Below are 23,907 nucleotides of genomic sequence, written 5' to 3' on the forward strand. Positions count from 1 at the left end.
CACAACCTCCGCCTCACGTAGCTTGCCGATAATCTCTTCCGGGCGATGCTTTTTGCTCGGCATTCTATATCTCCTTCGTCGTCCAAAATATCATCAATTTTGGACCACTCAGAAGGGGGCAGATCACCCGCTCGCGCAGAAAATCTTGCGCCGCGATCTGGCTCGCCATCGAGACGGACGACGCCCGGGTTCCCTTCGCCGGCGACCATGGCCAGCCGGTGAGCGCGCGATACATTTCGGCGGCATAATCGCGCATGCATTCGATGGCGTCGCGCTGTTCCGCGAGCGAGCGGCAGAGGAGCTGCTTCTCCTCCAGGCTCGTCGCATAGACTTCGCTGAGGTCCGGCGTGCGCGCGAGATCACCGAGTTCCTGCGCAATTGAATCTTCGCGGCGCGCAAGCTTTCCGGCCGTGAAATGGAATGAATTGACGAAGCCCCATGCGATGTCCGGAGCGAACGCTTCGAGGCGCGTGTCGGTGAAGAGGTCGAAGATCGCGGCGATCACGCCGCCGCATTCGGCCTGCGCGGCGAAAGGCTCGGGCATGTCGAGATCGCTCGGCTCGTCCCCGGCGGAGACGATCGAGAGCGGGATTGGGTCGCCGAAGGCGGCCTGAAATTCAGGCGTGGCGATGGCCTCGGCGTATAGCTGTTTCAGGTCGGCGAAGCGGTCGACGGACGCGGGGTTGGCGTTGGTCATGATGGGCCTCCAGTCAGCAAAAATGAAAATCGGCCGGAGCGGCTGCGCCGCCCGGCCGCACGAGGATCAGTGGAGCGTTGCGCCCGCAGGCTTCCGCGGCGCCGGGCTGGCAGCGATGCCGTCCAGCGGGCGCAGCCCGTTGACGACCTCCCATGCGAGGACGGGCGCGAGCGGTTCGAGCGCGGTTCCGGCGACGATGTCGAAGACAGCGGCGATGACGGCGCCGCATTCGATGAGACGAATCTGGGCCATGACGGCCTCCCAAGCTGGATGAGAAAAATGGGCCGGGAACCGAAGCCCCCGGCCCGTCAAGCCTGACCGTCAGAACGGGACCTCATCATCGACGTCGGCGCCGGCGCCCGCGCCATTATCCATCAGCGCGCCGTCGGTGCCTGCGGTGCTCTCGCCGAACCCGCCGCCCTGCTCACCGTCGCCATAGTCGCGGCGCGACGAGCGGATCGCGGGACCGAAGTCGTCGCGGCGCTGCGGGCGCCGCCACGCGACGCGGTAGCCATCCTGCTCGGACCCGAAGAGCGCGATCGGGAGCGGTTCCGGGAGGCTCGGGTCGTCGATCGAGCCCTGAAGGAAGACTTCGCCGGTGGTATTTTTGGCGACGGCTTCCCAGAGAGCGCCGAGTTGGACCCAGCGATTGCCGACGTTGAGCGCGACGATCTCATAGGCCGGGGCCCGCTCGTGATCGCTCTCGACCGGACGAAGGCCGAGACGCGGCAGATCGATGGTGCGGGTCGCGATCGACCCCATCAGACGGCCGTTCCGATTGCTGAATTCACCAATATTCATGGGACTTTCCTTTGACGTTCATCGCTCCGGCCAATCCCGAAGCGACACCCGCCAAGGTCCCCCTCTCCTCTCTGTCCCGCCGCCGCCGTCCGGCGCCGCGGCCTGCGGTCGCACCCGCCCTCGCGCCCTCACGCACCCGCTCGCTTCAGGCGCGCGGATGCGCTATGCAGGTCGCATGGATGCCGAGACGATGAGGACGGTTGCGCGGCTCGCGCGGTCGCGCGCGGATCGCGGCAGTTCCGCGGCGCATGGTGACGGGCTCCAGCGGCTCGGGGCCGCGCGGGCGCTGCGCCAGCTCGCGATCGATCTCGAAGTCTCGGCCGATGCGTGCGAGGTCAGTCCCCCGCCATCCCGTCGGCGCGGCCGACCGGCCTAGCTCCACCCGGCCCCCGCGCATTTCCCTTTCGGCAGCCAATCGTTACCCTTCAGGGCCGAGATCCGGCGCAGCCGGAGCTCGGTCGGAGCGGCGCGCAGCGCCGCGGAGATAGAGCGGCGGTGCCCGCGGCAGCGGACAGCCGCCCCGCAGCGACATCCAACCATCTGCGGATCAAGCACAACAGTCCGGTGCCAGGCTATTCCAGGGGACAGAGTCTCGAACGCGCCGCAGGCGCGCTGCCAATGCGGCGCGCCTGCGATCGGTCGGACGGCAGTCTCAAGATAAGAGAGGCGGCGGCCGCTAACGCCGCCGGTAGTGTCATTCCGCGATGCGAGGGGTCAGAGCGAGCGGTAGCTCGCGGTCCGGTGACGGCGCGGTCGCGGTGTTGCGCGTGAAGGTCGCCGGACCGCCCACAGAGCGGCGGCCAACGTCAAGACCAATTTCATTGAGGCGTGCCCAAAGCGCGGACGATCTAAGGGCGGGACCTTCCGGAGGATAAGACCGGGCTATTTTGCCTTGGCGCGGCCACGCGGGGCCTTGCCGCCGCCGCCCCGACCCTTGGTTCCGAGGCCAATGGCCTTGGCGAGAGTGCGGCGGGTCTCGGCATAATTGGGCGCGACCATCGGATAGTCCTTGGGAAGGTCCCACTTCGCGCGATACTCGTCGGGGGTCATGTTATAGGCCGTCATCAGGTGGCGGCGGAGCATCTTGAGCTTCTTGCCGTCTTCAAGGCACACGATGTAATCGGGCTTCACGGAGGCGCGGATCGAGACGGCGGGCTCCTGTTTGACTTCGGGGGGCTCGGTCACGCCAAGACCGGCGAGGGCTTCATGGACGGACCGAATGACGAGGGGAATGTCGGATATCGCGACGCTGTTGTTGCTGACATGAGCAGCCACGATATCGGCGGTCAGCGTTACGAGCGTTTCGGAATCGTCCATGCGTTCACCCTTCGAATGCCAAGCTATCTAACTTTACCAATAGCAGGCATTCCACCGGGAACAAAGGGCAAGTAATCGGCAGTCCGACACCGAACTATCTCATCCAGACACTTACAGGGACCTACCAAGGGAACGTCGGTAGCAAGTCCTCGGTCGGTCCGTCGCTGTCGAGCAGCACATAATCACAGCCGTTGTCGCGGCCGAGCGCCAGGATCGCGGGCAGTTCCTTGGGGAGACAGCGCTGCGCTTCGGGCGGTAGCGTCATCGTATGGAGGAACCAGCCATATTGCGTTGGCGCGACGCACAGCGGCCGCCTGTGCGGCGGATAGTCTGCCCAAGCGGTGAGCAGCTGCCCGGTCGCGCAGCGAATATGGGCGGTGCTGAGCACAAGATATTGTCCGGTTTCCATGGCGTATTCCTTGAAGGGAGGCTCTGGTCGAGGGCAATTCAACGAACCGATTCCTGCTGTTCGATCCGCGAATTCGGATCCGCGGTGCTCGATGGTCACGCCGCGAGCCGCGTGACACCGGCGTTGAACCGGTCGATCCATTCGCGGAGCGGCGGTCGCTCTTCGATCGGGATCTGCGCCGCGACTGCCTGGAATTCGACGAGGGCGACGGGTGCGCCGTTCACGATCGCGGCAATCTCGCGGGGCGGCAACAGGCCGCAGTCCCGGATGAACTCGGTCATCGTACCGGGCCGCGCACGGGTGGACCGCCGCCACAGGCCTTCGACATTGATCAGGCGGGGGGCCGCGCGCGCTTCCATCAGGACGATCAGGCGCAGACACCAAGCGGGCAAGGTCTGAACCTCGTGCGGCTTCATCGCGGCGCAGAAGAAGCAGCTCGACTTGACGGGAACGGGAAGGCCTTCGGCCTTGATGCGAGCCGCGCATCGATGCCGGTCCCAACCCCAGTCGCGTAAGGGGTAACAATAGTCATAGCGCGGGTCGACATGCCCCTCGCGGTGCGCATACCGGCGGCTGTCCGCCGGCGATGCATCGTAGCCAATGAGCTTGATCACCTTGCCGCCGCGTGCCCACGCCTGCTTCGCGGGATCCCAGCTCTCGACCCATTTATCCTGTGGCTGGATCTTCCATTTCTGACTGCAACTGTGACGCCCGAAGCTGATCGAGGGCAGGGTCGCGTTGGTGAGGCAGTTTTCGAGCAGGGAGAAATAGGGCGGCCAATGCTTGAAGCGCTTCGGGGCATAGCGGACGATCTCGTGCGCTATGCCGCGGGCATCCATCCAGCGCTGAAATATCGGGAGATAGTCATAGGTTTCCGGACGCTCGCTGCCGGTGTCGGCCGTCAGCACGAGGTCCAGGGGTCGGCCGCGCGCGATCCATTCGATGATCATCGCCGTGCTATCGAGTCCCATGCCCCATGCGGCGATGACCGGCGGACGTGGCAGCGCAGGATCGTCCGGAAGACCCGGGTGTGGCCGGACATCAGACGAGAGGCGGGCGAGCGCGGTAGCCATATCAACGGCACCGGCAGCCGAGCGATCGCCGAAAGAAGCGGTGCGAATGTTGCGGGCGTGAAGATGTCATCGGCGAATACCCTTCCAACGATCCTCGCCGATGCTTCTCCCTTCCCTCCTCCGTATTGGCCGGTCAGGCGACGAGGGTCGTCAACCTTTCGCCATTGCCGGGCGGTCGCGATGAGACCCTGAAAGGCCGCAGCGTCTCTCCAGTGTTCACGATGAACTGGGCGCGACCGCTGGCGGCGCACCGCCTGACGGCAACGGCATAGCAACGCTCGAAGGAGGCGAGTTCCGCGCGCCGCGGCGACAATCGGATCGATGGTTCAGCGTTCGCCATGACAAAGTCCAGTCGAAGTGGATGAGGAGAGGCCCGCCTTCAGGTGCCGACGCGTTTGATCGTGAGCCGGAAGGCATCACCGTCTTCGAACACGACATGAATATGCGCGGCATCGATCCTGGAGCTGGTCGCGATGCTTGCGATATAAGCCTGCGTGCCAAATGCCTCGGAGACGATGTGCGGCGGGCGCTCGTCCGGACCGCCCCCGGCGTTCTCGCATTTGTCGATATGCGTCTCGATCAGTTCGGAAAGGAACGCGGCCATCGTCGAAAGGCGCGTCCTCGCGGAGCCCGCGTCGCCACTCTCGGGAGGGCCGAGGTCGCGCAAGATGGGCGCAAGAGCATCGTTGATCAGGTTCAGGAGATGCGATCTCCCCTCGGCATCCATTCCGGCGAGTAGCGAGGATGGGATCAAATTGTTGACCGCATGGGTCGCGTTGTCGACGAGATCGTCGAATTCGTCTTCCGCCATGGGAGTGACTCCTCGGGAATTGGGCCGGTCAGGTGACCACGGATCGCCCGCTCGGTTCAAGATTCCGGCATCGTCATGCCACAGTGGTTTCAGGGTCGGCGTCATTGGCCGCCAACGCGACCCGCACATTGCCGTGATAGGCCTCGAGCGTGAGCCGCCGCCCGATCGGGATCATCCATTGAACTTCTTCGGCGAAAACGGCGCGGATGTTCTCGGCGAGCGCTTCATCGGCTCCAAGAAGCAGTTCATTTGCAAATTTGCGGGCATCGCGTTCAAAATCGCGGTGCTGGGTGTGCCAACTATCGCTGCTACAATCCTCGTCGTAGGCAAAGCAGCAATCCTCGATCATCTGCGCAAGCGCCGCCGGCGCGATAGTGGCTCCTTCGCGAACGAAGACATGGGTTTCATCAAGACCGCTTCCGCCATTCGCACAGACCAGCATGTCGACGGGAAAGTTCAACGTCGCGATCGGCTCGTCGGACGCGGCGCAGCGGACGACTGGAACTTCGAGCGTGATCATAGGAACGCGGCCAGACAATGTGTCCGAGCAAATCACATCGCCGTCGGCGTAGTGAATCTGACGCCCGTCAATCTCGGTCGCAAAGGACAGGCCCGTGACGCGGGGAAGGTCATCATACCATTTGTAGCCCGCGAACGCGTCCTCGGCGCGGACGGCACGAAAGCCGAGCCTCTCTTCGGTCAGCAGCGATGCCGCGCATTGCTCGATATCGGCGTCATGATCGGGAATCAGGATCATCGGGACGGCCTCGATGCGGGCGCCCTCGGCGCCGCCACGATCGTCCGCCGTGCGTGGGCACCATTCGGAGAGCCAGGCACTGGCTTCGGGAAGTTCGATGCCGAGATCGGCTGCGCGCTGCCAGTTCTGGAATGAAAGTCGGTGGCTGCTCTCGGTTGCAATGGTTCGATAAATGGTGGCCTGAACGGCTACCCGCAGCGAAGCGAGCGCGGCATTATCGACCATTTCCTTGCGCGCAGGGAGCACGAGCTGCAACGATGGCGCGTCGACGATGTCGATCCGGGCCGTCCAGGGATACGAACCATCGACCTCTTTGACCGACGGCAAGCGGCAGGCGACCTTGACCCCGTGAAAGTTGATCCGCGGTTCAGTCGCGAGATCATAATTCGCGCGGAAGATGCCGATCCGGCAACCGTTCCATTCCTCGACCCGATGGGCCCCTTCGAGGAAATCCTCACGCGGCAGCAGTGCGCCGTGGAAGTGGACAGGCAGGGGGAAATGCTTGGCAGCGGCCTCGATCTGGCCCCGAAGATTGCAGAGCCATTCCTTGGGCATGGCGATGATGATCTCTGTGCCCGCCCGGATGCGACAGTTTTCGACAGCCAGGGGCTGCGCTCCTTCCCAGCCGTCCGCGGGGATGGTCATTGTCCAGCCCTCGTCTGCGACCCGCGAGAAGGACCGCACGGTCACGGTCCTGCCGGCCAGGCTGAACACACCCATGCCGGCCGGGTCCTCGCGCTGCGCGATCTCGTCGCTCCAGCCAGAGCGCCCAAGCGTGACGAAGGAAGCAGGGTCGTCGATACCGCGGCCATCGTCGGCGATGTGAAGGCTCGAGCTGCCCTCGTGGTCGCCCAGATGAACGTCGATCCGTCCGGCGCCCGCGCGGCGGGCATTCTGGAACAGCTCGTTGAGAACGTCGGTGATCGTCCCATTGAACAGGCGCGATACCTTCGTGATGAGTTCATCGCCGACCGATGGCCGAATCTCGCGGGGAAGCGTCATGACAGGATCTCCGGTTGCCGGGCAACATCATTGCTGCCGCACCGCCCCGCTCCCCCTTTCCTCCTAGCCCAGGGGAAGCGGGCGCATGGGCCCGTCATCAGGGGCCCCGCTTATCGGCTTCGGCGAATGGCTCGCTCAGCCTCGGTTTCGACATAGACCTGTTGTGAGCGACCGCGGCGGCGCTTGCGGATGCGGCCATCGACATGGGCCTCGGCCCAGCGCCGCGCCTCGGCGGCGCGCATGCCCATCGCGCATTCGTCGGCTTGCTCGAAGATCGTGTAGGCAAGCGCATATTGCTCGCGCTCGGGAAGAGCGAGCAGGGCCGAAGCGACCGGCAGAAGCCCCTCGTAGAATTCGAGAACATGGCGGCCGCCGCCATGGTGCATCAATATGGCGAGGCGGCCCTTCTTGCCGATGCCGGTCGGCCTTGCGATCATCACATTGTGCGAGGCATAGGTGACGCCGGCGCTGCAGCCGTCGGGTTCCGTCGGATAGTAGACGCGATCATCGCGCGCCGGCAGTGGGTGGGCGATGATATCGTAGCCGTCGAACGTTTCGACCTTTCGTATGTGATTATGTCCGATAACGCTCATTTCAGACCCTTTCTTTTTGGGTGGCTTCAGGACGAGGTTGCAGGTTTCGTGGACTCGGCCGACCGACATCAGGCGGCGCGTAAATTGTCGCCCTGACGCAGACCGAGGTCGAAGGCCGTGAGAATGTCGAGGTTGGCCTCAAGGCGATCGAACGCGGCCGTGAGGTCCGCGATTTGGATCCAGACGCACGCATCGCCTGGGTCATGGTCGAGCTCGAATACGATCGGCACCGAGTCCGCTGTCATCTCGGGGAAGATCGAGCGGATGATCAGCAATTCGATCCTGCGACTGAGCGCCCCGATGCGCGGCGCGAGGGCCGCACGTTCGACGGGGCTCATCATCAAATAGCGCTCGGGCGCTACGATGGGCGCCATGCGAACACATGCGATCCGCCCCGCAATCTTGGGCGCAGCGGACGCACCGCCGATCATGCGTCGTTCTGCCGCGACGCCGTCGGCGGGGACCAGGACGCGGTAGATATAATGGGGCGGCGTCCCCGCGAGGCGGGAACGGGAGACAATGATTTCCATCGATTTGCTCCTCAGGCAACGAGCCGCAGGGGCGGCGATCCGGGGTTGGGGAGATGGAGGTCGCGGCGGATGCGCGCCGCCAGGCGATCGGGCTCGAGCAGTTCGCCAATGGCGGCCCAATGATTGCGGTCGCCGCAATAGTCTCGTCGACCTGCGACACGGCGAAACATCACCTCGCGGCCGGACCCGATGCCGAGGCCGAGCTGGACATAGATGCCTTCGCCATGAAGGACGATCTCGCCGCTGACCGCGATGCCGCCCTTGTTCGAGCGCAGGTCGTAGCTTCCGTCGGCGAGGCAAAGCGCGTCGGCGAGGCGCTTCAGCGCCTTCCGGCCATCGCTATGGAAGAGCTTCTTGGCCTGCTCGTCATAGCTGACGCCCTTTTGCGCGAGCACCGCGAGGGCGGATTTGCCTCGCATGTCGGCAATCCGGTCCATGCAGGCGCGGCGAAGCAGACTGTCACCCTCGCCCAAGTCTCTCGCGATGGCGCCGAGATGGCGTGCCAGCAAAATCACGGCGGGATCGAGATCGTCGGACTTGCCCGCGTTCCGGCAATCCGTGATCGCGGCGGTCAGCGCGTGGAGACAGGCGGGAAGCGTCGACAGCCCCGAGGGATCGAGCGCTTGCTGAAATCGGAACGCGATATCGTAAGCCATGGGATAGGCTCCTGCCTTCGGGCGCCCCATCGCGCCCGCCCCTGCCCATCCCCCTCTCCTCCGGCTTCAGTCGGCCAGTTGCGGTTCGCAATTATCGATTAGCTCGGCACAGCAATCCTCGATCTGGACGCCCAGCGGGCTCGGGCCGGGATCGAAGATCATCTTGAGGCATGCGCAGATATCGGGCTGGCCCTGTGTCCCGCACATCAGTTCAAAATCGGACTGATCGGCGGTTCCGCTCGTCTGCGCATAGGCGGCAAAGGCCGATTGCCGCATGATTTGCTCGTCCCACACATCGACATAGAGCGTCACGCTCGCGCTGGTGATGCCGGTCACGTCCTCAATCCCGGGCGGACCGATCGCAGCGTTTCGTCCATCATCTCGCGGGTCGAGGTGCCGAGAATCTCCGTGCCGGTGATGACGAAATATCCGCCGCCATGCTGGCCCGGCCTGAACTTGTCGCAGGTAGACGCCCACTCGAAACCGAAGGGAAGCGCGCTTTTGCAGACCTTTTGGATCAGCGATGCGAGCGCCTCAACATCGGCTTCATGTCCGCGAATGAACGCGACGCGGCCCGTATCGTCGCGATTGTCGTCGATCGTGATGTCCGCATCGAATGAGGGAATATCAGGATAGGGCCAGAGTTCGAGGAAGGATGCGAACGGATCTTCTTCGTGATCTTGCTTGGGGAAGAATTTGCTGAAGGCATCGCTGCAGGCGGCGTAGAGCGACGCGAGCGCCGCCATCTCCCCGCTCGGTGTTCCCTCGAAATCGCCGGACAGTTTCTCGGCGACAAGAAAGCATTCCTCGAGCAGCGATGCTTCTTCGGGCGTGACGGGCACATTGAAGGCCGTCTCGACATAGTTGTTGGCCATGTTCGGATTCCTTGGCGTTCGTGCTGGTCGCTCATTTCTGCGATAGGTGGATGTCCAGGGCCTGGCGGAGCAGGTCGTCGCGCGCGCCATTGACGATGATCGCATCGGGATTGGTCGCCAGGACCGCACTGATGATCGTGTCGGCCGGGCGCTTACGCAGCGGGTACTGGAAGATCTGACCACGCTCGATCGTAACGACAAAGGTGCGCATCAGCCGCTTCAATCGGCGGCGTTCGAGTTCGCGGGCAAGGAGATCGCCGACTTCGACCTCGAGGTCATGATCGTAGGTGAACTTGCCGAAGGACTGCTGCGGCCGGTTCGCGACCAGCCATTGGTTGACTTCCATCTCGGTCCAGCGGCCGACCTTATGGAAGAAGTCAGCGCCGCCCGTCCCTTGGTTGCGGGCATGGAAGGCCAGTTCGCCATCGATATAGACGTCGGCCGTGTAGGCGCTGGTTTCCTGCGACAGCGCAGCATTATAGGTGATGCGGCGAAGTTCGATTTTCATGGGTAGTATACCTCCTGAGTTGGACGATCACCCGAGCCCCTCTCCCTCTTCTCCATGCAGCGACCACGATGGCTGCGCTGTCGGTCGCTGTTTGTCGGGAATTTCAGGCCGTGCTGGAGTATCGAGCCTGGGCTCAATTCTATGTGCGGAGAGTCGCTGTTCGATCGTACAGGTCGAGGAGAATTCCCAACCCCGCGGCTTCCGTATAGGTGAGATCGCGATGGCCATCCGCATCGAGGCCGCTTGCCAGCTCGATGACAGGGTGAACCGAGATAATTTGCCCTGAGGGAAGCCGAAACTGGTTCTCGATGCCGGGTGAGGGAGTGGTGCCGTCAGGCACGTCCATCCGACCTTGAATCTGGAAAATGATGTGCATGAGCTTTCTCCGTGAACGAGTAGATTTGGGCAGTCGTCGCCGCCGATCACTGAAAGGACCGCCTAGGCAGCGAGGTCGAGGAGCGGGAGCGCTGTGACGTCGCCTCCGGTCGCCGCCCGGTCTAGGATGGGATAAGGCAGGCTCGGCACCTTGCGCGCGGCGATCCGGACCGCCCTCGTCAAGGGAAAGAGATAGGCGTGGCAGCCAGGATGGCGGCGCCGTGTCAAAAAGCCGGTGTGTTCTAGGCTGGCGAGCCATTCGCCACGGTCCTCACCGAGGCGCGGCGCGCGGGCACCGGCTCGGATCAAATCCTCCATCGCATATCTCTGACCGCATTCGGCATTGCGGATCTTGGATATTGCCCGCGACGATATGGGGCGCCCATCGGGAAGGATGAGGTCAACGCGCGGGCTTGATCGGCCGGTGTAGCGACTTCCCATCACCGCGTAGAGGCCGCCGACATGGCCAGGAAGGAACACGTGTCCGTCTGCATCGACGCGCCTGACCGGGTCGGCATAGGATATGACCGACAGAATCTCGGGTTTCTGGCGGCGGAGCAGCCGGAACGCCCGTGCCGCCAGGAACGATTCCGAATTGGCGCCCTGACTGTCGAGTATGACGAGACGTCCAAGGTCGCACGCCGCGCGCGGATCGCCGAGGCCCGCCGTTTTCGGAGCGCTTGCATTATTGACCGGGTGCGAGAAGACGCAAACGCCCACGAGTTCCGATCGTCCGCCGCGGCCATTGGCGAAGAGGCCGACCGAGAGCCGTGCGACCGGCATCGCCCCCGCATAATGATGTTCCCTGACGAACGGCGCGGCCTCACGCCGGGTATCGATTATATCGACGGACAGGGTTCCGGGGTCGATCTCCCAGTGCCCGGCACCCAGCGGCACCGGCGCTCGCGCCACCGCTGGGTCCGGTCGGTGATCATTCGGGATCGCCCGCGCCGTCGTCGGTGGATTTGACTGCGGCCGTCCGAGAAAGGTCGGGAATGCGCGGGTCGTTGTAGATGCTGTCGAGCGACAGCGAGAGCGCGCGGTGCTGGGCGCCTTCGGGCGTCGAAGCGTCGATCGTGAAGACCTCGGTCGCGAAGCGGTCATCGCCGCTATAGAAATCGACGTCGACGACATAGGTGACGATATCTGCCGGAGCGGTCGGCGACAGTGACTTGTCGAGCAGGTCGATGACGGTGGATCGCAGACCGTCGATATCAGGATCGAAATCTTCCCACGTCACATGGTCGGGGCATTCATCGACGAGATAGTTGGACATGAGATCCTGCATCGTCTCAAGCAGCGTGTGGCGTGCGTCGGCCATGGTTTTCCTCCTTCGGAAAATTGGCCGCCGGACGATCGCGTCCGGCGGCGCAGAATGTCAGTGGACGGCTTCGAGGAGCTTGCGGGCCTTGCTCTCGATATCGAGCCTGCTGTCCTGGTGGGTCTTGGTACGGGCGAAGGCGGTGATGCCCTGCACGAAGTCGTAGATGCTCTCGGGCGGGCGGCCTTCCTCGCCCAGCACCGTCGCGACAATCTTGGCGGACTCGGCCTTCGAGAAGCCCCGCTTGCGCAGAAAGTCCTCGCGATCTTCGTCCTTCCGGGCGACGATGCGTTCACGCGCGGTTTTGACGCCACTGACGAAGCGCATCGGCGAGGAGTCCGCGAAACGCTCGAGCGCCGGCGCGGCTTCGTGCGCGAAGCGGTTGGCAGCGAATTTCGAGTGCCGGATCTTGACCTCCTCGAAATTCTCCACGCCCCAGAGGTTCCGGTTCATGCAGACGGCGCGGAGATAGAAGGTCGCCATGCCGAGCGTCTTCGCGCCGACCTCAGAGTTCCAGGTGTAGAAGCCGCGGAAGTAGAGATCGGGCTCGCCGTTCGGAAGCTTGCCCGCCTCGATCGGGTGCGTGTCATCGACCAGAAAAAGAAAGACATCGCGGTCCGAGGCATAAAGCGTGGTCGTGTCGCGGCTGACATCGACATAGGGATTATAGTACATGTTCGACCAGTCGAGCACGCCCGGAACCTTCCACCGCGTCTGCCCGACGCCGTCGCCGGCGATCTTCATCACCGCGGCGACGAGTTCGTGATCGAATATCCGGCCATAGTCAGGACCGGTGGCAGCGCGTAATTCGTTCCGACCATCGTGGGTCTGGTAGAGTTTGACCTGCTCGGCCCGGTGCGCGACGAGCCCGTGCTGGAGGTTGATCCCCGCGAGCGCCGCAGGCAGTTCGCGCAGATAGGATGCGGGCGCACTGACAAGGCTGCAAAGCTGTCCGAACGACCAGTTGGTCGGGGCAACGGGCCGTTCTTCACCGGGAACGATGAGCGAGAGGCGTTCGGGGCTGTCGCTGCGCGCCTCGACGCGAATCTCCTTGCTATCCACGACGCGCGCCGTGGAGCGGTCGGCGCGGGTACGAACGGCCGCGTAAAGCTCGGTCAGCGAAAGATAGCGCTCATCGTCGGGCCGCGAGAACCATTCAGAAGATACGCGCCCGATATTTCGGCCGCGGGAAATATCGACACGATAGGCGCCGGAAACGGGATGATCGGTCGTGGGTGCAAGCGTGGCCATGGTGGCTCTCCTTGATTGGCTGGGTTACGCAGAAGGCCGATCAGCCTTCGGACGCACTCCGCCCTCACCCCCTTTCCACCTCTGAAGCAGGGAAGCCGACGATCAGTCCAGACGGTCGAGATCGATCCGAATTCAGGATAGAGCGTCATTCGATGCCGGGGCGGTAAAGTGGCCGTTCCCGCTGCCACCGCCAAACGGTCAAGCTGGTCAATCGCTCACGGGGCTGCTTTTGAAGCAATTCTGACCGGTTGCGGTCGTGCAGCTTTTATCTAGCCAGCATCGAGAAGCAGACTTTCCGGGACTGAGCGTTAACTACCCAAGCTACCCGCAAACCGTTCGGCCAGCCGCTCGCGTTTGAAAACATCGGCGACCCAATCGACGAACGCGCGCGTCTTGCCGGGAAGCAGCGTGCGCGACGCATAATAGACCGAGATCGCACCCGCGTCGGCGTACCAGCGTGGGACCAGCCGCACCAGCTTACCACTCTCGAGTTCCGGCAGCACATCGGGCATCGCGAGAAGCGCGACACCGAGCCCGAGCCGCGCGACTTCGCGCATCGCGGCGGGATCGTTGACGACGATATCCTCACGCAATGTCGCCGCGCTCTCGTTCCCGACCGCATCGCGCATCATCCAGTGGCGGATGCGCCCCGACTGGAGCGAGCGCATGACGATGCCTTCAAACTCGACCAGTCCGGCAGGATCGCCCGGCGCGACGCGGCCCGCCATATAGGCGGGCGATGCGACCGCGACGATATGCGCGGGCGCCAGGGCCCGCGCCACGACTCCCGGCGACAGGTCGAAGCCGCCCCCGATCGCCGCATCATAACCCTCGGCAACAATGTCGACCGGCCGATTCTCGAAATGCCATTCGGGCCGGATGCGGGGATAACGCGCGAGGAAGGCGGGCAGCATCGGCAGCAGGTGCATAACGCCAAAGGTCGGCGCCATACTGACCTTCAGCACCCCCGCCGGTTCCCCGCTGTCCGAAGCAATCCCCGCGATCGCCGCCTGGATGTCGTCGAGGCTTCCCGCAATCGCGAGGCGAAAGGCTTCCCCCGCCTCGGTCAGCGTCAACCTGCGCGTCGACCGGTGGAAGAGCCGCACCCCCAGATTGCGTTCGAGCATCGTGACGTTGCGGCTCACCGCCGCCGGGGTCAGCGCCAGCCGGCGCGCCGCTTCGGAAAAGCTGCCCAGCTCGGCGCTGCGCACAAAGGATATAAGATTGGCGAGCGTTTCCATTTTCAATCAATGATTGAATATATAGCAAATCATTACCGACTAATCGAGCCATAAACATTGCGCCATCTTGGTCTCACCCCACAACAAGGAGTGCAGACCATGACCAAAGCTAGCCAGAACCTCACGGGCAAAACCGCCCTTGTCACCGGCGGCTCGCGCTCGATCGGCGCCGCCATCGCGCGCCGCCTCGCCGCCGACGGCGCGGCGGTCGCCATCACCTACAGCGCGTCGCCCGACAGCGCGGCGAGCGTTGTCGCCGAGATCGAAGCCGCGGGCGGGAAGGCCATCGCCATTGCCGCCGATGCGGGCGACCCCGACGCCGTTCGCGCCGCGGTCATCCAGACCGTCGAAGCCTTCGGCGGCATCGATATCCTCGTCAACAATGCCGGCGTCGCGGTCAACGCGCCGATCGAAGAGTTCCGGTTCGAGGATTATGAGCGCATGCTCGCGGTCAACGTCACCGGCGTCTTCGTCGCGACACAGGAAGCCGCGCGGCGCATGAAAGTGGGCGGCCGCATCATCCACATCGGTTCGTCGATGACGCGCTACGCCGCCTTTCCAACCGCGTCGGTCTATACGCTGACCAAGGGCGCGATCACCGGCTTCAACCGCAGCCTCGCGCGCGATCTCGGGCCCAAGGGGATCACGGTCAACACCGTCCACCCCGGCCCGACCGACACCGACATGAACCCCGCCGACGGCCCCGTCGCCGCGATCGTCGGTCCCGGCATGGCAATCGGCCGCTATGGCCAGCCGGCTGAAATCGCCAGCATCGTCGCCTTCCTGGCCAGCGACGAAGCCGCCTTCGTCACCGGCGCCGACATCGTCGCCGACGGCGGCTTGACCGCCTGACCCGACCAGAAAGGACTATCGTCATGCCCAGCATCGGCATCATCGGCGCCGGCAACATCGGCCGCGCCATCGCCACCGCGCTCGCGAACAAGGATATCCCGGCGACGCTCGCCAACCGCCGTGGCCCCGAGAGCCTCGCCGAGGTCGTCGCGGCCATCGGTCCGGCGATCACCGCCGGAACGCGCGAGGAAGCCGCCGCGAAGGATATCGTCTTCGTCGCGGTGAACTGGTCGAAGCTTCCGGCCGCGCTCGCCGACCTGCCCGACTTTGGCGGCCGCATCGTCGTCGACACCAACAACCCGATCGAAGCGCCGCTATTCAAGCCTTTCGACCTTGGAGGGCGTGCGTCATCAGAAGTGTTCGCCGACATGGTGCCGGGCGCCCGGGTGGTGAAGGCATTCAACCACCTTCAGCCGCATCTCGTCTCGCGCGATCCGGCCAGTGAAGGTGGCCATCGCGTGCTCTTCTACTCAGGCGACGATGCCCCGGCCAAGGCCAAGGTCGGCGCGCTGATCGACCGGCTCGGCTTTGCCGGGATCGATCTCGGCTCGCTCGCGACCGGCGGACGCCTCGTCCAGTTCCCGGGCGGACCGCTCCCTGCTCTGAATTTGGTCAAATTCGACTGATCAAACCGATCGGCGGCGGATTGAAGTGCAATCCGCCGCCACTGGCCGGTGCACCGAAGACTTTCTGACGCCTGGCGGCGTCCGAAACTCTCAACGTTTGCGGTCAGGCCGCTTTCGGTCACGAATCTTTGAAAGCGGACGCGGAGAAATGCTGAGCGCAGTGCGGCCACCCCAATGCACCTTACTTGCAGCCGTTTGGCGCGCGCGACCCGAGGTAGGCCCCGATGCAGGCGCATTCGCCTCCCCGCCATTCCGCACAGCCGGTGAAAGGAAGAAAACCCAACGCATCCTTAGTCACAATTTGCACCCACGCGGATTGCTTGGTGCATTTGTTCCTTATTTGTTCTATTGCGACATTTGAATCGGAGACCGAATTCGAGGACGACGCGTGCTCACCATTCCCAGGTTCCTGATTTCTGGATATCCAGATTTCTTGCAATCCACATTTGTGGATTGCAAGAAAGGCCGATTTCTGTATTTCTCCACCAGATGCGCACGGCCCACGGCGGTCCGCAGTGGGGAGGTTCGCCTGATGGTCGACAAGCAGATCGTAGACGATGGTGCCACGGATGGCGAAAACAAATCGCTCAATTTCAAGGTGAGCGCCGACTTCAAGAAGGACTTCAAAGGGTTCGCTGTCGCGCAAGGCATGACGATGACAGACCTTCTCAAGGAAGGCTTCGCGCTAACGAAGAAAAAGCGGCAGAAGTGATGCTGACGGCGCCGTCGCGGCTGACCGGACTCCGGCGATGACAGTGCACGCGCCCGATGCGGCGTTCGCTGGCGCCGAATGGCTGTTTTCGATCGGCCGCGGGGACGTCCCGGCCGTCGAAGGATTGGTTCCGGTTGCCTCGTTCGATCGCGAAGGGCAGAATCCGGATGTCGTAGCCATGATCGAGCGTGCGGCCAGTTATGGGGCACGCGCGGTCTTCTTCGAGGCGCAGCGACAAGGACGGACCCCGGTCGCGCAGGCGTTCGTCTTCGACACCAAGGATCATCCCGACGACACAAGATTTGCCGAACTCCACAAGCGACTATGGAGCTGGGGCGGCGTGCCGCTGGTCTATCGCGCAGGACCGGGCGTCATCCAGTTGTTTCGCTGCGCACACCAGCCGGATTTCGTCGGTACGGACGATCGTCCGATATGCAATCCGATCCGCACGCTGGAATTGGGCGCGGCGATCGCGGAGCAAGATGTCTGGTGGGACGCGCAGCGAATCCGCAATGGCGCGATCTGGGATGACCCCGACGCATGCCTGCTCATGCTGTCCGCGACCAAGTCGGCTCACCGCAAACTGGTCGCCGGGGTCCGCGCGCTCGCCATACAGCTTTCGGACAGCGAATTGCTTGACCCGGCGCTGCGCCGCCGGCTGCTCATCCTGTCACTGCTGATCGCATATCTCGAAGAGCGACTGGTCTTGCTCCCCCATGATTTCGCGAGCGCCCTGCCCGGTGCCTCTCGCTTCTTCGAGGTCCTTGCCGACGGTCCGGCGCTGATCAGGCTGCTCGAAGCGCTTGAGGCAAGATTCAACGGCCATGTCTTCCGACTTCGCGACAGCGAACGCGCCGCCTTGGCCAAAACTTCCGATCTCGCCCGCTATGCGCGATTGGTGCAGGGCTATGAAGATGAAACCGGCCAGCTCAGCTTCTGGCGCCTTTATTCGTTCCGAGACCTGCCGGTCGAGCTGATCAGCAACATCTACCAGCTCTTCGTGAAAGACGAGGCCAGCTCCATCTACACGCCGCCGGCGCTTGTTCGACTGATGCTCGAGGAGGTTCTCGATTGGGATCGGATCGACGCGCTGATGGAAAGCGACGGAGTCATCCTCGATCCGGCATGCGGTTCGGGCGTTTTCCTCGTCGAGGCGTACAAGCGGCTCGTGCTCCATTGGCGTTCGCGCAACGGATGGGTGCATCCCGGCGTGGAAACTCTTCGCGGGCTGCTCCAGCGCATTCATGGCGTCGATCTCGAGGAAGGTGCGGTCGAGCTCGCAGCATTCAGCCTCTGCCTCAGCCTATGCGACGCCTTGAAGCCCGAGGATATTCGCGCCAGCGTGAAGCTCTTCCCACGCCTTGCCGGCGAGACGCTCCATTGGAGCTGCTTTTTCGACGCAAAGAAAAATGGCCTTATCGCGCAGAAGGTCGCGATCATTGTCGGCAACCCGCCCTTCGCCTCGTCGCTGACGACCAAGGGTGCTCGCGATTGCGCCGCGTCGTATACGAAGGAGTACGGCCCCCTCGCCGACAAGCAGCTCGCCTACCTGTTCCTCCACGAAGCCATGGCGATGGCGACTAAAGGCGGCATTCTCGCAATGATCGAGCCGTCGGGGTTCCTGTACAACCAGAATGCCCATTCGGTCCGCCAAGCGTTCTTCAAAACCTGGCGTGTCCGCGAGCTATTGGACTTTGTATCCGTCCGGGGACTGTTCAAAAAGGGAAACGCCGATCCGAAGATTGTCGTCGTAATCGCAGAGGCGGAAGATCCCGAAGTCGACGGCCGCCTCCTGCACGCAGCTTTCCGGCGCAACGGCCGGGCGACCGCAGAGCAGGGATTCGACATTGATTATTACGATCTTCACTGGATCAGCAACATCGATGCTCAACAGTCGCGGGACATCTGGCGGGCCAATCTGCTGGGGGGCAGCCGGGCGCACGATCTGATCAAGCGGCTGCGCACCTATCCTACGCTGCGACAATTCGCCGAACAGCGGCAATGGGATTTCGGCGAAGGCTATATTGCGGGACAGAAGGGTATCTCGCGCCCCGCCAACCATCTCATCGGCAAACCGCTCCTTCCCACCAGCGCGCTATCCAGCGCCGGTCTCGACACGAGCAATCTTGCCGTCGTGCCCAAGCAACCAATCAAGGATACGAAGACGGAGCGCCGATTTACGCCGCCGCTCCTGCTCATCAAAGAGCATGAAGATCTGCACCACGGGATGTGGACGGGTCACTATCTAACCTATAAACACGAGATCGTCGGCCTTGCGGCACCACGCGGTCAGCTCCCTCAACTCGCGGCGATTGGCGAATGGCTTGAACGGGAGTCGGTAGCCCTGCGAGCCTATATCGCGGGCATCAGCCCCCGCCTGTTTACGCAGCGTGCGACGGCGATCCTAAACGCAGACGTGCTTGCCCTACCCTATCCCGAAAGCGGGAATCTGGATCTCAGCGATAACGAAAGGATCATTGCTGAAGACATCGTCGAGCATCAGCGCGATTTCATTCGGCTTGGTACGGGTTCCGCCGTCATGCAGGCAGCCCCGCCAGCGGCCCTTGAAGCCTTCGACAAGGTGTTCACGCGGCAGTTGAATGCGATCTATTCGCGCACGCCGCTGCGCCCGCTTCCCGCACAAAAATGGTCCGGCGCTATTTGCCGGGCCTTTGCCTTCGGTGATGGCCAAGTCGATTGGACGGGTGCCGATGAACTACGCATCAAACTCGACAGCTTGTTGCGCGAGCGGCGGGGCTCGAGCCTGACGATCACGCGGATTACGCGACTGTACGACAAGGAATTCGTTTTTCTGCTCAAACCCGACCGGCACCGTTTCTGGACCCGATCGGTCGCGCTCCGCGATGCCGACGATGTTCTCGCCGATCTGCGAGGCCAGGGTTTCTGATATGCTGGCCGACGACGGTGAAAGCGTTGGTCATGCGGGTTCGCTTGACGCCGGCGTGCATCTTCCCGGCGAATGGTTCTCATCCCTGATCCGCTTCCTACGCGATGCCCTTCCGGGATGGCGCGACGATCCTGCGCGCGAAACGGCGACAGGGGAGACGAAGTTGACCGCGCAACTCTGCGCGCGCCTCGCCAGCCTGACACGGCACGCTCCGGGATGGGATTTTCTTCAGTTCCGGCGCGAGGAGCCCGACGAAACCAACGGCAATCGCGCAATCGATCTCGCCGTCGCGCCCTGCGGCGATGTCATATGGATCGAAGGGCGGGCGTACACCGAGTATCAGACCCTACTGCCCGTGGAATGCAAGCGCCTCCCCACGCCTCCTGGCTCTGACCGCGACGAGCGCGAATATCTGATCAGCCGTTTCAGCAGCGCGGGCGGAATCCAGCGTTTCAAGGCGGGCCACCATGGGGCTGCACACAATCGCGCGGCGATGATCGGGTACTTGCAGGCCGAAGATTGTGTCTTCTGGCGAACGCAGCTCGACAGTTGGATCGACGGCATTGTGGCGGAGCCGGTGGAAGGATGGTCCGAAAGCGACAAGATCACATTGCACGACCATGACGCCGGAGCGCGTCTTGCCGCTCTGCAGTCCAACCATGTCCGGAAGCCTGGCCTAGCGCCAATCCTCATCGATCACCTTTGGATCGAAATGTAGGTCACGCGTACCTGCCTGACCAATGCGCCGAAGGGAGGGAGCGAGGCCGATGCAGCGGACCGTGGAGATAGCCGATTTCGAGCTACCGCGCGGCGGCATTGCTATTTCCCAGCTGATGACGATGGACCGGGCGAAGAATGATCGACCGGACGCAGGAGCGCTTCGGCATCTGGCCGCATCGGCTTGTAGCGGACGCAGCCTATGGTTCCGCCGCGAACCTGGCGTGGCTGGTGGAAGAGAAAGGCATCGAGCCGCATATCCCCGTGTTCGAAAAATCCGGTCGCAATGACAGCAGCTTCGAGCGCGTCGACTTCATCTATGATTATGACGACGACAGCTATATCTGCCCGGGTGGCAACCACTTGCGGCGGTCTAATCGCAACTTCAGTACACCGCGCACCGGGATCGATAAGGACGGCTCCATCCGCTACCGCGCGCGTCAGCACGACTGCGAAGGCTGTGCTCTGAAGCCGCAATGCACGCCCAATGCGCCAGCCCGCAAGATCACGCGTTCAATCCACGAAGGCGCGCGCGACATGGCCCGCGATATCGCGACAACCGACGCCTATCTTGTGTCGAGCAGAGAGCGGAAGAAGGTCGAAATGCTGTTCGCCCACCTCAAGCGCATCCTGAAACTGGACCGCTTGCGTCTGCGCGGCCCCAATGGTGCCCGTGACGAGTTCCACCTCGCCGCCGCGGCCCAAAACCTCCGGAAAATGGCAAAGATCTTCCCGATCCAGCACCTCGCCACCGCCTGATCAAGGTGGGGAGGCCGTTCGCCTCCCGTCCGCTTCCACCCTCCGCAGTCCGCCGGGCGACTTCTTCAACAGAATAGGGCGCTAAGCCGACAATCATTCGTCGCCTCTGAGGTCGATTCGGACGGGCGGATCGACATCTTCTCCTCGGCCAGGATAGTCGTCGAAGACCGTGACACTGTTGTCGGAACAATTATCGCGCTGGGCGGTCAGCTTCGATGGTCGCCGCATTTTTTTGCGCTGTCTGGATCGAAGTCGATTGCCCGGCGAGCGCGATACGCCGGCGTGGTGAGGTTCCGGGAACAGGAATGAATTTGAAATGCTGGGTATCCGCCTCGAACGTCCGCGCTCGGCGGTTCATTTCCTGCGCGGTTTCTCGCAAAAGTGAAAAATCCACTGCAAAATATGTAGCTCAACGCGCAACCGGGATCGACGGTGGATCTAGAATTCTATGAGTTCGAATCCACGCGGTTTGAGGATCTTGCGGACCCAGCCCTTGTCGATCTGCAGATTCTCACCGGTCAGGTCGATTGCGGGATCCGCTCGCTCGAACAATGCGATGCAAAGTTCGTCCGTGTCGAAGCGCGACCTATACTGGATGCCATCGAACGCCGTCTCGGTATAAACGATCGCGGAAATCCGTTGCGTAATGTCGTAACCACCAGGATTGGTGACCGGATCGAAATCGGCCGCTACGCCGGCAGCGGTGGTCTGAAACCAGGCGAGACCGGGGCCATGCAGCTTGGCAAGGCGTAGTGTTCGTCTGGTCTTGAACGTAGCCGCGCGCTTCTGCTCGACACGGTCCCATAACAGGTCCCGGTCAGCGGGCTTCCGCAGCAGGCTTTCCGCGAACGGGCCAACCAGTGTTTTCCCAAGATAAAGAACGCCGAATTGTCCGTCGGGATCGTCCCAGCGCCAGGACGCGTCCTTGCGGCCATACCAGCGCGCGTCGACGGATTTGCCATGAACACGGTGCAGCGTCCGTCCGGCAGCGATCGTCGCCACCGGCATCATCGATTTTGCCGCCATTGTCAGTCGTCGAGTGTTTGGGCGACACGCACGACACGATCGACATCGTCTTGATTGCCCCTTAGGAGGTCGATCGGCCGCGCGTCGCCCAGACCGTCGTCGCCGCTCACCAGATACTGGAGGACCGCCCAGCCGCTCGCCCCGGGTGCAGCACCGAGAACGCGGGGAATCGCCGGGAGGATGGCATTGCCATCGAACTGGAATGCCGGAAACAGCTTGGCACCATTGTCATCGATCATGAGGAGGCGACGGTCCCGGGCGGCCTTGTAGACGGCCTGCACTGTCTTGTGTCCGAGCAGATTGCGAACTGCTTCGGCATCGAAAGCTCCACCTGCGGCTTCGATCAGTCGCCGTTTGAAGGCGATGGCCCGGGTAATCTCTTCCGCCTGTTCCGGATCGCCGGCTTCGACCGACGGAATGCCGCGCGCGATATTCAGGACAAGCGCGGGGACGTCGATGCTGCCAATCGCCGCCGTCTTGGCGGCAGCTGGCATCATCTTGATGATCCGGTCGGCGCTTGCCAGGATGCGGTCACGCAGGATGCGATCTACATCGATAGCGGCCATACTGGCTGTGCGAGACATGTCGGCGCTCCTAGTTTAGTGAGTTTCATATAGGGCATATTGGGAACGCTTTCAACCATCCACAGACGCCGAAACGATGAACCTTCAAACATGGACGTCGACGGACGTCGTGCCATCACGCTGGCTCCGTGGCCTTGGCGGCTGCCGCTTCAACTCGCTGGGAGTAGCAGTAAACACCGTCCAGTCGCCGTAGTAGACCCCGTCATGCTCGACATAATCGTTGAAGATGGTGAGGCGCCAATCGCACAGCGGGCCGACGACGTTCGACAATCCTCGCGCCCGCCAATCGGACATCACCGCCGGGAAGTAGCGGTCCATCACTTCAGGTGTGGCAGCAAATTTGACGTCACACATATAGGTGGTGTGGACATAAGCGAGCGGCCCGATGACGGGTCCATCACTGCCCCAGTCTTCGAGGTTCTCATCGGGATCTTTGCGACCATGATAGAGGTGGAGATAGAGTTGCGGAACATCCGGGGCGACGGCTTCGGCTCTTGGCATCGTATCACCGGTCTCATTCGCTTCGCGGGCGGCAATCCAGTCCAGATAGCCGAGACGCGTGTCATCGTTTGAGATCTCGTATTTCCAGTCGGCTAACGGATGACCGGCGCGGCGGCTCCACGGTCCCTGCTCTTCCGGCGCGGAAGCGATCGAAATCGGAGGCGGAACGAATGCGGCAATTTCGAACCAGGCGTCGGCCGCGGCTATGGATCCGAGCCCATTCAACTCGGTCCGGCTCATGAGAACATGGTCCGACCCGTTGGTGTCGAAATATAGCGGATCGCCCTCGCCGGTATAGACGGCACGCTGAGCGCTGAACGCGCCGACACACGGATCCGAATTGCGAACAAAAGGAATGCCGTGGTGGGTGCAGAAATCCTCGACCTGATCGAATTGCCCGCCAACCAGGCCATGGGCGCAGATTTCGAGGGCTTGGCCATCGACAATGTGGGACGCATCGACGGTCGCTCCAACCCAGTCGAGCATTCCATGGTCGCACGCTATGGCGTCGATCAGCGGCTCGATCAGATCGCTCCTGATCGCCCCGCCGATCCGAATGATCGCGGATGCACGGTCTGTCATGGGAACCTCCATCGTCTCGATGGCCCTGCGGACAATTCCGCCGCCACACCGAGCCCCCCCCCACTCCCCCCTTTTCGCCTGTAAATTGGCCCAGCACGCAAACTATGGCGGTGACTGGGGGCCGCATTCGGCAGCGCCGATGAGGCTGCGAAGCTTCGACCATGCGAGTGCTTCGCCGGCGCACCGCCCTTGCCGGACGCCTATTTCGTACAGGCGATAGGTCAGGCTGACGATTTCAGGTGTGGCGTTCGAGGGGACGAGGATCAGGAAATCGCTTTCGTCGTCCAGGAGCTCGAAGACCGTGCCGTCGGTCGGCAAGGTCGTGACTGCAATGCTGGCCGAGCTCCCGAGCGCGGTGAGAGCCGTGTTGAAGCGGTCGACAAAGTCCTGATCGACCAGTGGATAGAAGTCGGACATCATGGC

At 62.8% G+C, this 23,907-nt stretch carries 28 protein-coding genes and 2 pseudogenes; 7 read left to right on the top strand and 23 right to left on the bottom strand.

The annotated features are described in order from the left end of the window. Window positions 1-127: 127 nt before the first annotated feature. From U0S50_RS14340 to U0S50_RS14350, 3 genes and pseudogenes are all read right to left on the bottom strand, one after another. Window positions 128-697: pseudogene (locus tag U0S50_RS14340) on the bottom strand (hypothetical protein); the annotation flags it as partial. A gap of 66 nt (window positions 698-763) precedes the next feature. Next, window positions 764-949, bottom strand: a complete 186-nt coding sequence (locus U0S50_RS14345) for a hypothetical protein (RefSeq protein WP_062900434.1) — start codon at window positions 947-949, stop codon at window positions 764-766. A gap of 69 nt (window positions 950-1,018) precedes the next feature. After that, complete coding sequence (locus U0S50_RS14350) at window positions 1,019-1,498, bottom strand: DUF736 domain-containing protein (protein WP_062900435.1); 480 nt, start codon at window positions 1,496-1,498, stop codon at window positions 1,019-1,021. Window positions 1,499-1,655: 157 nt separating this feature from the next. Here U0S50_RS14350 and U0S50_RS14355 point away from each other — a divergent pair, with 157 nt between their 5' ends. Further along, complete coding sequence (locus U0S50_RS14355; protein WP_232014688.1) at window positions 1,656-1,874, top strand: hypothetical protein; 219 nt, start codon at window positions 1,656-1,658, stop codon at window positions 1,872-1,874. Between the two features lie 506 nt (window positions 1,875-2,380). Here the strand turns inward: U0S50_RS14355 and U0S50_RS14360 are convergent. From U0S50_RS14360 to U0S50_RS14435, 16 genes are all read right to left on the bottom strand, one after another. Next, window positions 2,381-2,815: a MucR family transcriptional regulator gene (locus U0S50_RS14360; RefSeq protein WP_062900437.1), complete on the bottom strand. Its 435-nt coding sequence runs from the start codon at window positions 2,813-2,815 to the stop codon at window positions 2,381-2,383. Window positions 2,816-2,936: 121 nt separating this feature from the next. Further along, window positions 2,937-3,224, bottom strand: coding sequence for a hypothetical protein (locus tag U0S50_RS14365; protein WP_062900438.1), 288 nt, complete (start codon window positions 3,222-3,224; stop codon window positions 2,937-2,939). Window positions 3,225-3,319: 95 nt separating this feature from the next. After that, on the bottom strand, window positions 3,320-4,195 hold the full coding sequence (locus U0S50_RS14370; RefSeq protein WP_322309454.1) for a hypothetical protein: 876 nt from the start codon (window positions 4,193-4,195) through the stop codon (window positions 3,320-3,322). A gap of 481 nt (window positions 4,196-4,676) precedes the next feature. Beyond that, complete coding sequence (locus tag U0S50_RS14375; protein WP_062900439.1) at window positions 4,677-5,108, bottom strand: hypothetical protein; 432 nt, start codon at window positions 5,106-5,108, stop codon at window positions 4,677-4,679. A 73-nt stretch (window positions 5,109-5,181) separates the two neighbouring features. Further along, entirely contained in the window at window positions 5,182-6,867 is a 1,686-nt protein-coding gene (locus tag U0S50_RS14380) for an ATP-binding protein (protein ID WP_062900440.1), read from the bottom strand. A 110-nt stretch (window positions 6,868-6,977) separates the two neighbouring features. Next, window positions 6,978-7,460: a hypothetical protein gene (locus U0S50_RS14385; protein ID WP_062902940.1), complete on the bottom strand. Its 483-nt coding sequence runs from the start codon at window positions 7,458-7,460 to the stop codon at window positions 6,978-6,980. Between the two features lie 68 nt (window positions 7,461-7,528). Further along, the gene (locus U0S50_RS14390) at window positions 7,529-7,891 is read right to left on the bottom strand and encodes a hypothetical protein (protein ID WP_232014690.1); all 363 of its coding nucleotides are present in this window, start codon (window positions 7,889-7,891) and stop codon (window positions 7,529-7,531) included. 110 nt (window positions 7,892-8,001) lie between these two features. Then, window positions 8,002-8,646 carry a hypothetical protein gene (locus tag U0S50_RS14395; RefSeq protein ID WP_062900442.1) on the bottom strand — a complete coding sequence of 215 codons (645 nt, stop codon included), beginning with the start codon at window positions 8,644-8,646 and terminating at the stop codon, window positions 8,002-8,004. A gap of 66 nt (window positions 8,647-8,712) precedes the next feature. Continuing rightward, window positions 8,713-8,982 carry a hypothetical protein gene (locus U0S50_RS14400; RefSeq protein ID WP_062900443.1) on the bottom strand — a complete coding sequence of 90 codons (270 nt, stop codon included), beginning with the start codon at window positions 8,980-8,982 and terminating at the stop codon, window positions 8,713-8,715. Next, a complete protein-coding gene (locus U0S50_RS14405; protein WP_062900444.1) occupies window positions 8,979-9,521 on the bottom strand; it encodes a hypothetical protein in 543 nt (180 codons plus the stop codon). Before U0S50_RS14405 ends, U0S50_RS14400 begins: the two co-directional genes overlap by 4 nt. A 31-nt stretch (window positions 9,522-9,552) precedes the next feature. Beyond that, window positions 9,553-10,029: a hypothetical protein gene (locus tag U0S50_RS14410; protein WP_062900445.1), complete on the bottom strand. Its 477-nt coding sequence runs from the start codon at window positions 10,027-10,029 to the stop codon at window positions 9,553-9,555. 139 nt (window positions 10,030-10,168) lie between these two features. Further along, complete coding sequence (locus U0S50_RS14415; protein WP_062900446.1) at window positions 10,169-10,405, bottom strand: hypothetical protein; 237 nt, start codon at window positions 10,403-10,405, stop codon at window positions 10,169-10,171. 62 nt (window positions 10,406-10,467) lie between these two features. Next, entirely contained in the window at window positions 10,468-11,316 is an 849-nt protein-coding gene (locus U0S50_RS14420; protein WP_232014691.1) for a hypothetical protein, read from the bottom strand. 19 nt (window positions 11,317-11,335) lie between these two features. Next, window positions 11,336-11,725: a hypothetical protein gene (locus tag U0S50_RS14425; protein ID WP_232014692.1), complete on the bottom strand. Its 390-nt coding sequence runs from the start codon at window positions 11,723-11,725 to the stop codon at window positions 11,336-11,338. 57 nt (window positions 11,726-11,782) lie between these two features. Further along, window positions 11,783-12,976: a hypothetical protein gene (locus tag U0S50_RS14430; RefSeq protein WP_062900447.1), complete on the bottom strand. Its 1,194-nt coding sequence runs from the start codon at window positions 12,974-12,976 to the stop codon at window positions 11,783-11,785. A gap of 308 nt (window positions 12,977-13,284) precedes the next feature. Next, window positions 13,285-14,217 carry a LysR family transcriptional regulator gene (locus U0S50_RS14435; RefSeq protein ID WP_062900448.1) on the bottom strand — a complete coding sequence of 311 codons (933 nt, stop codon included), beginning with the start codon at window positions 14,215-14,217 and terminating at the stop codon, window positions 13,285-13,287. A 99-nt stretch (window positions 14,218-14,316) separates the two neighbouring features. On the opposite strand from U0S50_RS14435, the gene U0S50_RS14440 reads away from it, so the two are divergent. The 6 genes and pseudogenes from U0S50_RS14440 to U0S50_RS14465 form a co-directional block, all read left to right on the top strand. Beyond that, the gene (locus tag U0S50_RS14440; RefSeq protein WP_062902942.1) at window positions 14,317-15,069 is read left to right on the top strand and encodes a 3-oxoacyl-ACP reductase family protein; all 753 of its coding nucleotides are present in this window, start codon (window positions 14,317-14,319) and stop codon (window positions 15,067-15,069) included. A 23-nt stretch (window positions 15,070-15,092) separates the two neighbouring features. Beyond that, window positions 15,093-15,695 carry an NADPH-dependent F420 reductase gene (locus U0S50_RS14445; RefSeq protein WP_062900449.1) on the top strand — a complete coding sequence of 201 codons (603 nt, stop codon included), beginning with the start codon at window positions 15,093-15,095 and terminating at the stop codon, window positions 15,693-15,695. A gap of 532 nt (window positions 15,696-16,227) precedes the next feature. After that, entirely contained in the window at window positions 16,228-16,407 is a 180-nt protein-coding gene (locus tag U0S50_RS14450) for a hypothetical protein (RefSeq protein ID WP_062900450.1), read from the top strand. A 37-nt stretch (window positions 16,408-16,444) separates the two neighbouring features. Beyond that, on the top strand, window positions 16,445-19,315 hold the full coding sequence (locus U0S50_RS14455; RefSeq protein ID WP_062900451.1) for an HsdM family class I SAM-dependent methyltransferase: 2,871 nt from the start codon (window positions 16,445-16,447) through the stop codon (window positions 19,313-19,315). 1 nt (window position 19,316) lies between these two features. Further along, a complete protein-coding gene (locus tag U0S50_RS14460; RefSeq protein WP_062900452.1) occupies window positions 19,317-20,033 on the top strand; it encodes a hypothetical protein in 717 nt (238 codons plus the stop codon). A gap of 131 nt (window positions 20,034-20,164) precedes the next feature. Continuing rightward, window positions 20,165-20,791, top strand: a pseudogene (locus U0S50_RS14465) (transposase); the annotation flags it as partial. A gap of 438 nt (window positions 20,792-21,229) precedes the next feature. Here U0S50_RS14465 and U0S50_RS14470 read toward each other — a convergent pair. The 4 genes from U0S50_RS14470 to U0S50_RS14485 form a co-directional block, all read right to left on the bottom strand. Continuing rightward, window positions 21,230-21,802 carry an RES family NAD+ phosphorylase gene (locus tag U0S50_RS14470; RefSeq protein WP_322309455.1) on the bottom strand — a complete coding sequence of 191 codons (573 nt, stop codon included), beginning with the start codon at window positions 21,800-21,802 and terminating at the stop codon, window positions 21,230-21,232. A 17-nt stretch (window positions 21,803-21,819) separates the two neighbouring features. Further along, on the bottom strand, window positions 21,820-22,401 hold the full coding sequence (locus tag U0S50_RS14475; protein WP_062900454.1) for a hypothetical protein: 582 nt from the start codon (window positions 22,399-22,401) through the stop codon (window positions 21,820-21,822). An 84-nt stretch (window positions 22,402-22,485) separates the two neighbouring features. Beyond that, window positions 22,486-23,496 (bottom strand): hypothetical protein, encoded by a 1,011-nt coding sequence (locus tag U0S50_RS14480; RefSeq protein ID WP_062900455.1) that lies wholly within the window; start codon window positions 23,494-23,496, stop codon window positions 22,486-22,488. A 90-nt stretch (window positions 23,497-23,586) separates the two neighbouring features. Further along, the gene (locus U0S50_RS14485) at window positions 23,587-23,904 is read right to left on the bottom strand and encodes a hypothetical protein (protein WP_322309456.1); all 318 of its coding nucleotides are present in this window, start codon (window positions 23,902-23,904) and stop codon (window positions 23,587-23,589) included. Window positions 23,905-23,907 lie beyond the last annotated feature (3 nt).

Origin of the sequence: Sphingopyxis sp., assembly GCF_034380315.1 — a bacterium.
In the GTDB taxonomy this organism is placed as follows: domain Bacteria; phylum Pseudomonadota; class Alphaproteobacteria; order Sphingomonadales; family Sphingomonadaceae; genus Sphingopyxis.